This window comes from Pseudoduganella sp. SL102 (genome assembly GCF_027856995.1).
GTDB lineage: Bacteria > Pseudomonadota > Gammaproteobacteria > Burkholderiales > Burkholderiaceae_D > Rugamonas > Rugamonas albidiflava.
In genome coordinates this window covers 5,526,154-5,539,860 of sequence record NZ_CP115554.1, presented here as the reverse complement: position 1 = coordinate 5,539,860, position 13,707 = coordinate 5,526,154, and the positions used below count along the sequence as shown (strand labels likewise).

Genomic DNA, 13,707 nt, shown 5'->3' with positions numbered 1-13,707 from the left:
AAGCCGTTAGCACGCGGCGCGCAAACCCTGGCGGAATGCGGATAGTTGAAGAAATTCGTGCGCGAATGTCAGTTTGCGCACGCGGTGCGGAACGCCTTCGGCGTGCAACCGTATTCTTCCTTGAAGAGCTTGTTGAAGTAGGACACATTGGCATAGCCGACCGAATAGGCGATTTCCGCCACCGCCAGCGCATCGTTTTCCGACAGCAGCCGGGCCGCTTCCGTCAGGCGCAGCTTGTTCAGGTAGGCGGTGAAGGTAAACCCCAGTTCAGCCTTCAAAATGTCGTTCAGCTTGTTGCGGTTCACGCCCGTTGCCGCCACTACCTTGTCGAGTTCCATTCCCGCATCGGCATAATGGGTGGCGATAAAGCGCAATACCGCCGCCTTTTCCCGGTCGCGATGCGGTTCCAGCGAAAGCTGCTGGTAGGCGACGAATGGCAAATCCTTTTGCAGTTTTTCCCGCACGTCCGCCACCAGTGCGGCGGCATGCTGGCGGAAAAACCATACCGCGAATCCGGACCAGGCCACGGTCAATATCGCGGCCAGCGCGTACAGGTAGCGGAAATCGCGGCCATTCAAAACCAGCGCATCGATGACGACCGTCGAGGCGATATTCACCGGACTTTGAAAGGTGCTGCCGATGGCGATTTTCGGCACCCGGTCGAGTTTATAGGCCTGGTGGGAAAGGTCGAGCTTGAACATGTCGAACCACCATTGCGGTGTTTCCAGCCGCGTCAGGTCGATTTCCACCCGCGTGCCCGCCACGGTGCAGGCGAAGAAGGCGGTCGGCGTGCGGTAGCTCAGCAGGTCGTTGCGCCGCGAAACGCGGTCGTCGAAGGTCGGCACGCTCACCATCAGCGTGTTGGCGGGGGTGCAGCGGGCGCCGAAGGTGAGCGAATCGTAACGCGACAGGTCGATGTGCGCCGGCTTGCCGTGGCGGTCTTCGAACAGCAGGTCCGCCGCCGCGAACGGGTAGGCCGAGGAGGGCACGAGGCGGAAACCGAAGCGCAGCCGCTGCCGGTCTTCATGGATCGCGATGGTCGTGGCGGCCCCTTTGTGGTCCAGGCTGGTGCCCGCATGCCAGGGCAGCACGCCGTCGCGGGCCGGCAGCAGCGGCGTGTGCAGGTAGCTGCGGTCGACGCAGGCATAGCCCAGCAACAGGCTGCCGGCCAGCAGGCAGAGTAGCGCGGCCAGTGTTTTTCGGTAGAAGGCGCCCATGATGTGAGCGCAATCATAGAGGCGGGCGGGGCTTGGTGCAAGGAGCCGCCCGTCATCCTTTCGCATCGCCCGCCGCCTTCGAAGACACTTGCCGTTTCCCGGCCGCAGTGGCCGCACGCCGCCTCCCGCCTGCCTTTTCGCCATCTTTTCGCCTGGCCGGGGGCCGGCAGCCAGGGCATTGTTTCGAAAGAGTCAATAGCTTGTTGCGTATATGAATCAGCAGGAAATAGTGATATTTCCTTGTGGAATATTTCTGTAGCGTGCAGCTTGCAAGTGCATACACTCTAAAGAAGAAATTACCTCTTGGAAATTAATGATGAAGCTCATTAAAAAATTGTCAATCCAGAAGAAGCTCATGCTGAGCATGGGCATGTGCCTGCTGGTCTTCATGGCCATCTCTTCCGTGATGAGCGTGGCGATGAACGGCGAACGCGCACGCTCGCGTGCATTGACGCAAGAGTTGCCGGCGCAGGTAGGCGAAATCCGCAACGACGTGCTGCGCCAGATCGGCCGCACGCTGGCCGTGTCGGAAACGCTGGCCAACGACACCTATGTCCATGCCTGGGAAGATGCCGGCCTGCCGGACGAAGGAACCGCCGCGTGGCAGACCTACGCGCGCCACCTGAAGGAGAAGAACCAGGCCGCCGCGGTATTCTGGGTATCGAAGGAAACCGGCAAGTACTTCACCGAAGAGGGCTACGACCGCACGCTGGCGCCGGGAAAGGCGAGCGACGAATGGTTCTATGGTTTCTTGTCCAGCAACGTGCCGTATCGCCTGGACATCGACAGGGACACCCGCGCGAACAGCTACATGCTGTTCATTAACAATCGCGTGCAGACGGCGGGCGGCAAGCTGGCCGTCGCCGGCATCGGCCTGGCCGTGAACGACCTGGCCAACACGGTGCGCAACTTCCGGCTGGGCGAAACGGGTTCGGTTTCGCTGGTGCGCCCGAACGGCGTGCTGCTGATCGACCGCGATCCGCAACTGGCCGACGGCAAGCACTTGCTGCAGGACCAGCCGGGCTTCGGTGCCGCGGTGGTGAAGGCGCTGTTCGGCGGCCAGCCTTTCGCGCACGCGGCCATCGACGGCCCGCAGGGCAGGGTGCTGGTGGCCTCCTCGTATATCCGCGAACTGAACCTGTACGTGCTGGCGCGCGTGCCGGAAAGCGAAGTGCTGGGCGATATCGCGCGCTCGGCCACGATCGCCGCGCTGATCGCCGGCCTGGTGGGCGGCGGCGTGGGCCTGGCCGGTATCTGGCTGATCAGCCGCGCCATCGCCGCACCGGTGATGCGGGCCGCGACGATGCTGGGCGAGATCGCCGACGGTAACGGCGACCTGAGCCGCCGGATGCGCGTGGAGTCGGAGGACGAGATCGGCGCGCTGGCCGGCGCCTTCAACCGGTTCATTTCTTCGCTGAACGGCACGATCCTGCAGGTACGGGAAAGCGCGCACCAGATCGCCACCGCCACCGGCGAGATCGCCACGGGCAACCTCGACCTGTCGAACCGCACGGAAGCGCAGGCCTCGAGCCTGGAGGAAACCGCCGCAGCGATGGAAGAATTGACGGGCACCGTGCGCAGCAATGCCGATAACGCGGCGCAGGCCAATGCGCTGATGGCCACTACCGCGGAGGCGGCGCGCAAGGGCGGTACCGTGGTGGCGCAGGTGGTCGACATGATGGGCGCGATCACCGGCAGCTCGCGGCGCATCGCCGATATCATCGGCGTCATCGACGGCATCGCGTTCCAGACCAATATCCTGGCACTGAATGCCGCCGTGGAAGCGGCGCGCGCGGGCGAACAGGGCCGCGGCTTCGCCGTCGTCGCCTCCGAGGTGCGCAACCTGGCGCAGCGTTCGGCCACCGCCGCCAAGGAAATCAAGGACCTGATCCTGGCCTCGGTCGACCAGGTCGACGCCGGCAGCAGGCTGGCCGATGGCGCCGGTGGGGCGATGGCGGACATCGTGCGGTCGGTGCAGCAGGTGGCCGACCTGGTGGCGCAGATCTCCACCGCGAGCCACGAGCAAAGCCAGGGCATCGGCCAGGTGAACGGGGCGATCGGCGAGATGGACAATGCCACGCAGCAGAATGCGGCGCTGGTCGAAGAGGCGGCCGCCGCGGCCGAATCGCTGCGCATGCAGGCGGCCGCGCTGGAGCAGGTGGTCGGCACCTTCCGGCTCGCGGCACCGGACCCGGCGCCGGCCAGCCGGCCGGCGGCGCCGATGGCACGCCTTGCCAGGTCTTCGTGAGGGACAGCGGCGGATGGCGAGTGACAATCAGCCAGCGTCAGGTAGTCAACTTCACGCAGCCAGCGTCAGGTAGTCAGGCTCAGGCAGTCAACCTCACGTGTTCAGCGTTCGCTGAAAAACGCGCTGGGCGTGGTGCCGAAGGTCTTGCGGAACATCTGCGAAAACGCCGACTGGCTGGCATAGCCCAGTTCTTCGGCGACCCGCGCCAGCGGCATGCCGCCGGCGATCATTGGCGCGGCATGGGCCAGGCGCACCTGCTGGCGCCATTGGCCGAAGCTCATGCCGAGCTCCCGCTCGAACAGGCGCGCCAGCGTGCGTTCCGACGCGCCGGCCTGGCGCGCCCAGTCGGCCAGCGTCAACGGGGCGCCGGGTGCTTCGATCAGGCGCGTGCACAGGCTTTGCAGCCGCTTGTCGCGCGGCAGCGGCACGCGGATCGGCCGGGTTTCACAGCGGGCCATTTCATCGAGCATCAGTTCCGACAGCAGCGTGGCCCGCGGCGACGGCGCCAGCGGCGGCAGCTGCTCCAGCCCCAGGATCAGTTCGCGCAGCAGCGTGGACACCTCCAGCACCCGGCATGCCTCGTCCGGGAACGGTGCCCGTTCGGCCAGGATGCGCACCGGCCGCAGCCGGATCGCCTGCATCACCGTCACCGCATGTTCCACGCCGGGCGCGATCCACACCGCGCGCGACGGCGGCACGATCCACGTGCTGCCGGCCGCCGTCACGCGCAGCACGCCATCGAGCGCGTGTGTCAGCTGGCCCCAGGCATGGCGGTGCGGCAGCATCGAATCGCTGCGGTCGAGGTCGCGGGCGATCAGCGTGATCGGACGCTCCACGGTGGGCTCGAAGCCATCCGGATAAGGCAGGGTGTGGCGGACGACAGGGACCGACATGGCAGGATTTCGACAAATGTTGACATCCTATTTTAAAACAGGCGCCGCCGTTTTTCTTACACTGGCCTTTTGAACATGGGCTGACATGAAAAACGAACCAACCTTCCGCCAGGACGCCCGCGTGATTGGCCTGGTCGGGCTCGCGCACGGCACGTCGCACTTCTACCATTTGATTCTGGCCGCGCTGTTTCCGTGGCTGAAGCCCGCCTTCGACCTCAGCTATTCGCAGCTGGGGCTGCTGATGACGGTCTTCTTCGTCGTCTCCGGCGTGGGGCAGGCATGCGCCGGCTTCGTGGTCGACCGGGTCGGCGCGCGGCGCGTGCTGTTCTTCGGCGTCGGCATGCTGGGCGTGTCGGCACTGGTGCTGTCGGTGGCCGGCAGCTATGCCGCGCTGATGGCGGGCGCGCTGCTGGCCGGCATCGGCAACAGCATCTTCCATCCGGCCGACTACACGCTGCTCAACCAGCGCGTTTCGCGCGAGCGGCTGGCGCACGGCTTTTCGGTGCACGGCATCAGCGGCAACCTGGGCTGGGCGGCGTCGCCGCTGTTCATGACGACCGTGGCGGCACTGGCCAGCTGGCGTACCGCGCTGGCGCTGGCCGCGCTGCTGCCGTTCGCCGTGCTGGCCGTGCTGGTGCTGAACCGCCATGTGCTGCGGCCGAACCCGCCGCAGCACGCCGGCGCGCAGCAGGCGGGCGAGGGCACGCTGGCCTTTCTGCGGCTGCCTTCCGTGTGGATGTGCTTTGCGTTCTTTTTCCTGACCGCCGTGTCGCTGGGCGGCATCCAGGCATTTTCCTCGATCGGGCTGGAGCAGCTGTACGGCATCTCGCGCGAGCTGGCGACCAGTTCCTATACCGCCTACATGCTGGCCTCGGCAGCAGGCATGGTGGTGGGCGGTTTCGTCGGCGCCGGTTCCGGCAGCCATGACCGCAATATCGCGATTGCGTTCGCGATCGCCGCCGCGCTGGCGCTGGTACTGGGCATGGCCGTGGTGCCGGGCTGGCTGGCGCTGCCGCTGATGGCGCTGATCGGCTTCTGCTCCGGCGTGGCCGGGCCGTCGCGCGACCTGATGATCCGCGCCGCCGCGCCGAAGAACGCCACCGGCCGCGTGTACGGTGTCGTGTATTCGGGCCTCGATACCGGCCTCTCGGTGGGCCCGCTGATTTTCGGCGCGGTGATGGATGCCGGCCATCCGGGCTGGCTGTTTGCCGGCATCGCGCTGTTCCAGGCGCTGGCCATCGGCACGGCGGTCGGCGTGGGTGGCAGCACCCGTGCCGTGGCGCTGAAAAACGTCTAGAATCGGGGCAATCCAACTTGCCCGGGAATTTCCATGAGCCACGCCACGCCCAGCATTGCTCCGTTCGTGACCGATTTCGCCACCGCCGACCTGTGCGACGACAATGCCATGCTGCTCGAGGATGGCCGGCTGGCGGTGCTGCCGCCCGTGCTGCGCCATTTCGGCAAGCGCACCCGTTTCGCCGGACGCGTGGTCACGCTGAAAGTGTTCGAGGATAACGCGCTGGTGCGCGCCATGCTGGAAACGCCGGGCGACGGGCAGGTGCTGGTGGTCGATGGCGGCGGCAGCCTGCGGCGTGCGCTGGTCGGTGGCCAGCTGGCGCTGCTGGCGCAGGACAATGGCTGGGCCGGCGTGGTCGTCGATGGCTGCGTGCGCGACAGCGTGGAAATCGACAGTTGCGATATCGGCATCCGCGCACTGGCCACCCACCCGCAGCGCGGCGCCAAGAAAGGCGCCGGCGAGCGCAATGTGCGCGTGCAGATCGCCGGCGTGCCCGTCAATCCGGGCGACTGGCTGTATGCGGATGCGGACGGTATCCTGGTGGCCCAGCAGCGGCTGGCCTGAAGCGGCATTGGCTGCGACGGCACCGAAAAACGTGGCGCCGCCTGCTTCTCCAAAGTGAGCTTTTTGGGGTTCCGCGCGGTTCTCTGGGATAATGGCGGCTCGAATCATCCCCTAGAAGACCATGTTCAGTTACCGCCACGCCTTCCATGCCGGCAATCATGCCGATGTCCTGAAGCATTTCGTTCAGATCCAGCTGCTGCAATACCTGAACCAGAAGGACGTGGCGTACACCTACATCGATACCCATGCCGGGGCCGGCGTGTACGCGCTGGACAGCATGCAGGCCACCAAGACCGCCGAGTTCGAAACGGGCATCGCGCCGCTGTGGGAGCGCACCGACTTGCCGGCACCGCTGGCCGAGTACGTGAACCTGGTGCGCGGCATGAATCCGAGCGGCAAGATGCGCCACTACCCGGGTTCGCCGTATGTGGCCGAGCAGGTGGCACGCGAGATGGACCGCCTGCGCCTGTTCGAACTGCATCCGGCCGATGTGCGGCTGCTGTCCGACAATTTCATCAAGCTGGAGCAGCACAAGGCGGCCCAGGGCGTGCGCAGCACCGTGCGCGGCAAGCGCGTGATCGTCAACAAGGCCGATGGCTTCCTCGGCGTGCGCGCATTGCTGCCGCCGCCGTCGCGCCGGGCGCTGGTGCTGTGCGACCCGCCGTACGAGGACAAGCAGGATTACCGCAAGGTGGTCGACATGCTGGGCGATGCGCTGAAGCGCTTCCCGAGCGGTACGTATGCGATCTGGTACCCGGTGCTGCAGCGCATCGAAGCGCGCAATTTCGCCGAAAAGCTCAAGCACCTGCCGGCGCAGAGCTGGCTGAATGTGACACTGTCGGTCTCCGGGCCGACGCCGGACGGCATCGCCTTGCACACCAGCGGCATGTTCGTGCTGAACCCGCCCTACACGCTGGCGGGAACGCTGAAAACCGTCATGCCGTACCTCGTGCAGGTGCTCGGGCGCGACAAGGGCGCGGGTTTCACGCTCGACAGTGGCGAGCAGTCGGCGGGGCGCGTCCAGGACAACCGGAATGTCACGCGGCGGTCATAAACTGGTTGCCATATCGTTATTGACGGGTTAAGGTAGCGCCATCGTTTTCTAGCAGGTCCCTCCATGACGCTGGCAGTAAGCCCGGATATTCCGATGCCATACGCCAATCATTTTTTCCTGGCGCGGCAACCCATCCTCAATCGTTCCCAGCGGCTCGTTGCCTATGAGCTGCTGTACCGCAACGCCAACAGCCATGACGTCGAAGTCACGGACGGCGCGGCGGCCACCGCTTCCGTGATCGCCCATGCTTCCGAACTGGGCATGCAGAAGGTGGTCGGCGAACAATTGGCCTATGTGAACGTGGACACGGCCGGCCTGATGAGCGACTTCATCCACTTCCTGCCCAACGACAAAGTCATCCTGGAAGTGCTCGAATCGGTCGATGCGACGCCCGACGTGGTAGCGCGCGTCACGGAATTGAAGCGTGCCGGCTACAAGTTTGCCCTGGACGACGTGGTGGGCGCTTCGGACAGCCTGTCCAAGCTGCAATCGCTGATGGACGTTATCAAGATCGACATCAAGGGCATGGCCCGCGATTCGCTGGCTGAACTGACCCGTTCGCTGAAGAACCCGCGCCAGAAACTGCTGGCGGAAAAAGTCGAAACGCAGGAAGAATTCCGCCATTGCATGGACCTGGGTTTTGAATATTTCCAGGGATATTATTTCGCCCGCCCGGTGATCCTCTCCGGCAAGAAGATTGCGCCATCCCAGATGGCCGTGATGCAGTTGCTGGAGTTGCTGGCGGCCGATGCGGACCAGCGCGACATCGAGCGGGCCATCAAGCTCGACCCGCTGATCACGCTGAACCTGTTGCGCCTGGTGAATACGCCGGCGGTCGGTGCCCGGTTCCGCATCAATTCGGTCGGCCACGCGCTGGTGGTGCTGGGCCGGCAGCAGTTGCAGCGCTGGCTGCAGATCCTGCTGTACGTGAAAGGCCATCAATACGATTCGCCGCTGCTGCAGCTGGCGACGACGCGCGGCAAGACGATGGAAAACCTGATGGAGCACCTGCGCCCGGGCGAGCGTATCGGCGCCGACATCGGCTTTACGGTCGGCATCATGTCGCTGATGGATACGCTGTTCTCGGTGGCGATGCCGGAAATCCTCGACAGCGTCAACGTGCTGGACGACGTGCGCGCGGCCCTGCTGCACCGCACGGGCGACTACGGCGACGTGCTGAAGCTGATCGAACTGGTCGAAGAGGCGCGCGAAGGTCCTGAATTGACGGGCTTGCTGCACCGGCTGGACCTGGCGCCTTCCACGCTGTATGCGAGCCAGGTGGCGGCGTACGAATGGATCAATCAATACACCAGCGGCGTGAGTGCCGCGCCGGTGCGCTGACACGGGCGCCCCGCGGCGCCCACCGCCGCGTCTTCTGGTTTCCTTCTTCTTCTAGCCGGCCGCCAGCAACAGGAAGACCGTCGGCTTCTTGTGGAAGTCCGGCCCCCGGTTCGCCGCCAGTGCGCTCTTCCATTGCGCCGCCGTCTGCGTGCGGATGCTTTCCGTCGGCAAGCTGATGTCCGTGGCCACGCAGACCAGCGTGGCCGGCTGGCAGCTGGTCGCCAGCGCTTCCAGCAGGGCGCCGTTGCGGTACGGCGTTTCAATGAACAGCTGCGTCTGCTTTTCGGCCCGCGAGCGCTGTTCCAGGTCCTTCAGGCGCTTGGCGCGCGCGGCGGCATCGGTGGGCAGGTAGCCGTTGAAGGCGAAGCTCTGGCCATTCAGCCCGCTGGCCATCACGGCCAGCAGCAGCGACGACGGGCCGACCAGCGGCTTCACGGGGATGCCTTCCTTGTGGGCCAGGCGGACCAGGTCGGCACCCGGGTCGGCCACGGCAGGCACGCCGGCCTCCGACAGCAGGCCGGCATCGTGGCCGTCCCGCAGCGGAGCCAGCAGGCCGGCCAGCGCATCCGCCCTGGTATTAACGTTCAGCTCGGTGATGGCGATTTCCTGCAAGGGCCGCGCCAGCGGGTGCACGGCGTGCACGCGTTTCAGGAATGCGCGCGCCGTCTTTGCGTTTTCCGCCACGAAATGCGCCAGTTGCGCCGTCGTCGCCTGCACATGGTCGGGAATGACGTGGTCCAGCGCCGCGGTCTCGCCCAGCGTATTGGGAATCAGGTAAAGGGTGCCGGGCATGTTCAGTCCTGGAAGAAGGTGACGCCGGCCGCGCGCAGCATGCCGGTCAGGGCGATCAGCGGCAGGCCGGTCAGGGCGGTGGGATCGGACGAATCGATGCGTTCCAGGATGGCGATGCCGAGGCCTTCGTTCTTGGCGCTGCCGGCACAATCGTAGGGCTGCTCGATGCGCAGGTAGGCATCGAGTTCGGCGTCGGGCAGGTCGCGGAACGTGACGGCGGTGCGGATATCTTCCAGCATGCAGTTGCCGGTACGGCCATCCCACAGGCACAGCGCGGTATGGAAGATCACTTCGCGCCCGCGCATTCTGCGCAACTGGTCGAGGGCCGCCGCGTGCGTGCCGGGCTTGCCGATCTGTCCGTCGTCCAGCGTGGCGACCTGGTCGGAACCGATCACGAGGCTGCCGGGGTGGCGCGCCGCGACGGCCCGCGCTTTCTCGCGCGCCAGGCGCAGCGCGGTGGCCGATGGCGACTCGCCCGCCAGCGGCGCTTCATCGATCGCCGGCACGTCGACGGTGAATGGCAGCCGCAGCCGTTCGAGCAGTTCGCGGCGGTAGGTGGAGCTCGATGCGAGGATCAGCGGAGGGGGAGGGGAATGTCTTTGGTTCATGGAAACATTTTCTTGTGGCGACGCGCTTTGAATTGTTATATGCTCTGGGCGCCGTCGGAGCGGTGAGGTGGCGGTGTTGTATCGATGTTGCGAATTCACTGCATCATCAGCCGATCATCTGCGGAATTGGCCCCGAAAAGTGCAGCGCGGCGCGCAAGTCTTTGACCGGCCGTTGAAAACCCTGTTATTATCTCAGGTTTTCGAGGGAAGTTTTAGCCGATGAGCGCTGCAATGACCACCCAGCTGATCGACGCTTTTGAATTCTGTCGTACGGGCGCCAGCCGTGAAGGCGTGACGCCGGTGGCTGCCATGGAACGCCTGGTGCGCGATTGCGCATCGTCCGATGGCGAGATTGCCTGGCGCGCCGAGGGCGGCACGAGCCGGCAAGGCTTCCCGCAAATGCACCTGGCCGTCAGCGGCACCGTGCAGCTGGCTTGCCAGCGCTGCCTCGCGCCGTTCGCCTACGAGATCGATTCCTCGACCGTGCTGATGCTGGGCGAGGACGACGCCAAGGCCGATGAAATCGAAGAGGTGGTCGATGACGAGACGATCGACGTGATCGTCGGTACGCGGTCGATGAACCTGATGGACCTGATTGAAGACGAGGCCCTGCTGGCCTTGCCGCAAGCACCGAAGCACGATGTCTGCCCCGATACGGCGCTGCTCGAGTCGGTGCGCAGCGAAAAGAAATCGCCATTCGATGCGCTGAAGGCGCTGAAAAAATAAGGAATTCCGATCCGTTACCGCGCGGCGCCAGCCGGCGGTTTGCAGCGGCCGGCGCAGCGACATGCGCCCGGTTGACAGGCCTTCGCGGCCGTTATTGCACGCCGCCTGCCGCGTTATCGGGATTCACCGAGTAGTTGAAAGAACATGCCAATCGGGCTGCGAGTATTGGCATTGAGTAGTAATGCAGCATGGTGCCTCGCGCAAGTGTGGTGCCGCTGGGATACTCGATTTGCATGTATTTGCCAGTCGATTGTGTTAAAATTTTAGAACTTAGTATTAGGAGTCATCATGGCTGTTCAACAGAACAAGAAGTCCCCGTCGAAGCGCGGCATGCACCGTTCGCACGATTTCCTGACCGCCCCTAACCTGGCAGTCGAGCCGACCACCGGCGAAACCCACCTGCGTCACCATATCAGCCCGAACGGCTTTTATCGTGGTCGCAAGGTGCTGAAGACCAAAAACGACGAGTAATCGGCGTTTTGGTTTCGGCCAAAGACCAAAAGCGGTGCACGCGAAAGTTTTGTCGTGGCGCCGCTTTTTCTTTTCGTCGACCCCGAGCACTTTCCAGCATCCAGCGCGCCACCCATTGTTGTGCCATATGTTCTGCGATATGTTGTGCCATATGCTGTGCCGCCATGCTGCTCCCCGGCCTGCCGGGAACTGATGTGTCTTGAAACCGCAGGCTCCGGCGCTCGCGCCGGGATTGCATCTTGCCCGCAATGACAATTAAAATTTCTATCGACTGCATGGGCGGCGACCACGGCCCGTCGGTCACCGTTCCTGCCGCAATTTCCTTCCTGAACCGCGAATCCGATGCCGAACTGATCCTGGTTGGCCTCGAAGACGTGCTCCGCGCCGAACTGAAGAAGCATCGCGCCGGAGACCATCCCCGTATTACCGTGCTGCATGCCTCCGAGCAGGTCATGATGGACGATCCGCTCGAAGTGGCGCTGCGCCGCAAGAAGGATTCGTCGATGCGCGTGGCCATCGAACAGGTCAAGGATGGCAAGGCCCAGGCCTGCGTTTCCGCCGGCAATACCGGCGCGCTGATGGCCGTTTCCCGCTATGTGCTGAAGACCATGGCCGGCGTCGACCGACCGGCCATCTGCGGCATCATGCCGAACCAGAAGGATGGCCCCACGTATGTGATGGACCTGGGCGCCAACGTGGATTGCGAACCGCACCACCTGCACCAGTTCGCCATCATGGGCTCCGTGCTCGTGCATGCGATGGAAGGCATCGCGCGGCCCACGATCGGCCTGCTCAATGTGGGCACCGAGGATATCAAGGGCAACGAGGTGGTCAAGGCCACGTCCGCGCTGCTGCAGGCCGACCATGAGCGCGGCAAGCTGAACTTCTACGGCAACGTGGAAGGCAACGATATCTTCAAGGGCACGACCGATGTGGTCGTGTGCGACGGCTTTGTCGGCAATGTCGCCCTCAAGGCCGTTGAAGGCGTGGCGGGCTTCTTCAAGATGGTGCTGACGACCGAACTCAAGCGCAATCCCATTACCATGCTGGGTGCCGCGATCGCCAACAGTGCGTTGAAGCGGATCCGCCAGCGGCTCAATCCCGCGCGCTATAACGGTGCCAGCCTGCTGGGCCTGCGCGGTCTCGTGTTCAAGAGCCACGGCAGTGCCGAAGCGGAAGCCTATGAATGGGCCATCCGCCGGGCCTACGATGCTGCGAAGAACGATGTGCAGCAGCAGCTGGCGGATCTCATCGCCGAACTGATGCCGCGCGAAAATACAACCATTGGATGAGACGGCATGACCCTGTACAGCAAAATCATCGGCACCGGCAGCTACCTGCCGGAACAACGCGTGACGAACCAGGCACTGACCGAGCAGCTTGCGGCCAAGGGCATCGAAACGTCCGACGAGTGGATTTCCTCCCGTAGCGGTATCTCGGCGCGCCACTATGCGGCGCCGGAACAGAATTCCTCCGACCTGGCCGTGATCGCGGCCCAGCGCGCGCTGGAAATGGCGCAGCTGCAGCCGAACGACATCGACCTCATCATCGTTGCCAGTTCCACGCCGGACTTCTTCGGCAGCTTCCCCAGCACCGCCTGCATCGTGCAGCGCAAGCTGGGCATGACCAATACCAGCGCGGCCGTCGATGTGCAGGCTGTTTGCAGCGGCTTCGTGTATGCGATGGCGTCGGCGGACAGTTTCATCAAGTCGGGCATGCACAAGAACGTGCTGGTGATCGGTTCCGAAGTGTTTTCGCGCATCCTGAACTTCGAAGACCGCACCACCTGCGTGCTGTTCGGCGACGGCGCCGGCGCCGTGGTGATGAGTGCTTCCGAAGAGCCGGGCGTGCTGGCCTGCAAGCTGCACGCGGACGGCCGCCATTCCGACATCCTGTCGGTGCCCGGCAACGTGGCCGGCGGCGCCGTGGCGGGCAGCGCCTTCCTGTACATGGATGGCCAGGCCGTCTTCAAGCTGGCCGTCACCGTGCTGGAAAAGGTGGCGCACGAAGCGCTGGACGCGGCCGGCATGACGAGCAGCCAGATTGACTGGCTGATTCCGCACCAGGCCAATATCCGCATCATGAACGGCACCGCCAAGAAGCTCGGCCTGGCGCTGGACAAGATGGTCGTCACCGTCGACCAGCACGGCAACACGTCGGCCGCGTCGATCCCGCTGGCACTGGACACCGCCGTGCGCGATGGCCGCGTGAAGAAGGGCGACGTCGTCATGATGGAAGGCGTCGGCGGCGGATTTACGTGGGGGGCCGTCCTGGCGAGGATGTGACTACAAAAAGCTTTACGTGCTCGCCAGGACTTGGCGAGGATGTAGGAAATAAAAGCTTTACCTGCTCGCCAGGACTTGGCGAGGATGTAATAAATAGAAGCTTTACCTGCTCGCCAAATGTGGCGGGAATGCAAGTTTTAGGTTGGAATGCGAACGGCGGTGTACAATGCGCGCCGTTTTAGAAGCAGTGCTCTAAATGCGGATGCGCCTC

13 protein-coding genes are annotated in these 13,707 nt (G+C 64.3%); 9 read left to right on the top strand and 4 right to left on the bottom strand.

The window, feature by feature from the left end:
• Window positions 1-68 precede the first annotated feature (68 nt).
• On the bottom strand, window positions 69-1,217 hold the full coding sequence (locus OU994_RS23310) for an AraC family transcriptional regulator (protein WP_281607894.1): 1,149 nt from the start codon (window positions 1,215-1,217) through the stop codon (window positions 69-71).
• Window positions 1,218-1,572: 355 nt separating this feature from the next.
• Between OU994_RS23310 and OU994_RS23305 the strand changes: the two genes are divergently transcribed.
• Window positions 1,573-3,465 carry a methyl-accepting chemotaxis protein gene (locus tag OU994_RS23305; protein WP_281607893.1) on the top strand — a complete coding sequence of 631 codons (1,893 nt, stop codon included), beginning with the start codon at window positions 1,573-1,575 and terminating at the stop codon, window positions 3,463-3,465.
• Between the two features lie 101 nt (window positions 3,466-3,566).
• Here the strand turns inward: OU994_RS23305 and OU994_RS23300 are convergent, their stop codons facing one another.
• Window positions 3,567-4,358 carry a helix-turn-helix domain-containing protein gene (locus OU994_RS23300; RefSeq protein WP_281607892.1) on the bottom strand — a complete coding sequence of 264 codons (792 nt, stop codon included), beginning with the start codon at window positions 4,356-4,358 and terminating at the stop codon, window positions 3,567-3,569.
• Between the two features lie 85 nt (window positions 4,359-4,443).
• Between OU994_RS23300 and OU994_RS23295 the strand changes: the two genes are divergently transcribed.
• The 4 genes from OU994_RS23295 to OU994_RS23280 all read left to right on the top strand — a co-directional run bounded on the left by OU994_RS23295 (window position 4,444) and on the right by OU994_RS23280 (window position 8,614).
• Window positions 4,444-5,655 carry an MFS transporter gene (locus tag OU994_RS23295; protein ID WP_281607891.1) on the top strand — a complete coding sequence of 404 codons (1,212 nt, stop codon included), beginning with the start codon at window positions 4,444-4,446 and terminating at the stop codon, window positions 5,653-5,655.
• Between the two features lie 33 nt (window positions 5,656-5,688).
• The gene (rraA, locus tag OU994_RS23290) at window positions 5,689-6,219 is read left to right on the top strand and encodes a ribonuclease E activity regulator RraA (RefSeq protein WP_281607890.1); all 531 of its coding nucleotides are present in this window, start codon (window positions 5,689-5,691) and stop codon (window positions 6,217-6,219) included.
• A gap of 121 nt (window positions 6,220-6,340) precedes the next feature.
• Window positions 6,341-7,273, top strand: coding sequence for a 23S rRNA (adenine(2030)-N(6))-methyltransferase RlmJ (locus OU994_RS23285; protein WP_131144866.1), 933 nt, complete (start codon window positions 6,341-6,343; stop codon window positions 7,271-7,273).
• Window positions 7,274-7,366: 93 nt separating this feature from the next.
• On the top strand, window positions 7,367-8,614 hold the full coding sequence (locus OU994_RS23280; RefSeq protein WP_281607889.1) for an EAL and HDOD domain-containing protein: 1,248 nt from the start codon (window positions 7,367-7,369) through the stop codon (window positions 8,612-8,614).
• A 51-nt stretch (window positions 8,615-8,665) separates the two neighbouring features.
• Here OU994_RS23280 and OU994_RS23275 read toward each other — a convergent pair whose 3' ends face one another.
• Both OU994_RS23275 and OU994_RS23270 read right to left on the bottom strand, forming a co-directional pair.
• A complete protein-coding gene (locus tag OU994_RS23275) occupies window positions 8,666-9,406 on the bottom strand; it encodes an SAM-dependent methyltransferase (RefSeq protein ID WP_281607888.1) in 741 nt (246 codons plus the stop codon).
• 2 nt (window positions 9,407-9,408) lie between these two features.
• Window positions 9,409-10,014, bottom strand: a complete 606-nt coding sequence (locus OU994_RS23270; RefSeq protein WP_281607887.1) for a Maf-like protein — start codon at window positions 10,012-10,014, stop codon at window positions 9,409-9,411.
• A gap of 231 nt (window positions 10,015-10,245) precedes the next feature.
• Between OU994_RS23270 and OU994_RS23265 the strand changes: the two genes are divergently transcribed.
• The 4 genes from OU994_RS23265 to OU994_RS23250 all read left to right on the top strand — a co-directional run bounded on the left by OU994_RS23265 (window position 10,246) and on the right by OU994_RS23250 (window position 13,496).
• On the top strand, window positions 10,246-10,740 hold the full coding sequence (locus OU994_RS23265) for a DUF177 domain-containing protein (RefSeq protein ID WP_281607886.1): 495 nt from the start codon (window positions 10,246-10,248) through the stop codon (window positions 10,738-10,740).
• A 288-nt stretch (window positions 10,741-11,028) separates the two neighbouring features.
• On the top strand, window positions 11,029-11,211 hold the full coding sequence (rpmF, locus tag OU994_RS23260) for a 50S ribosomal protein L32 (RefSeq protein WP_005666806.1): 183 nt from the start codon (window positions 11,029-11,031) through the stop codon (window positions 11,209-11,211).
• A gap of 248 nt (window positions 11,212-11,459) precedes the next feature.
• Window positions 11,460-12,503, top strand: coding sequence for a phosphate acyltransferase PlsX (gene plsX / locus OU994_RS23255; protein ID WP_131144871.1), 1,044 nt, complete (start codon window positions 11,460-11,462; stop codon window positions 12,501-12,503).
• A gap of 6 nt (window positions 12,504-12,509) precedes the next feature.
• On the top strand, window positions 12,510-13,496 hold the full coding sequence (locus OU994_RS23250; protein WP_281607885.1) for a beta-ketoacyl-ACP synthase III: 987 nt from the start codon (window positions 12,510-12,512) through the stop codon (window positions 13,494-13,496).
• The last annotated feature ends 211 nt before the right edge of the window (window positions 13,497-13,707 follow it).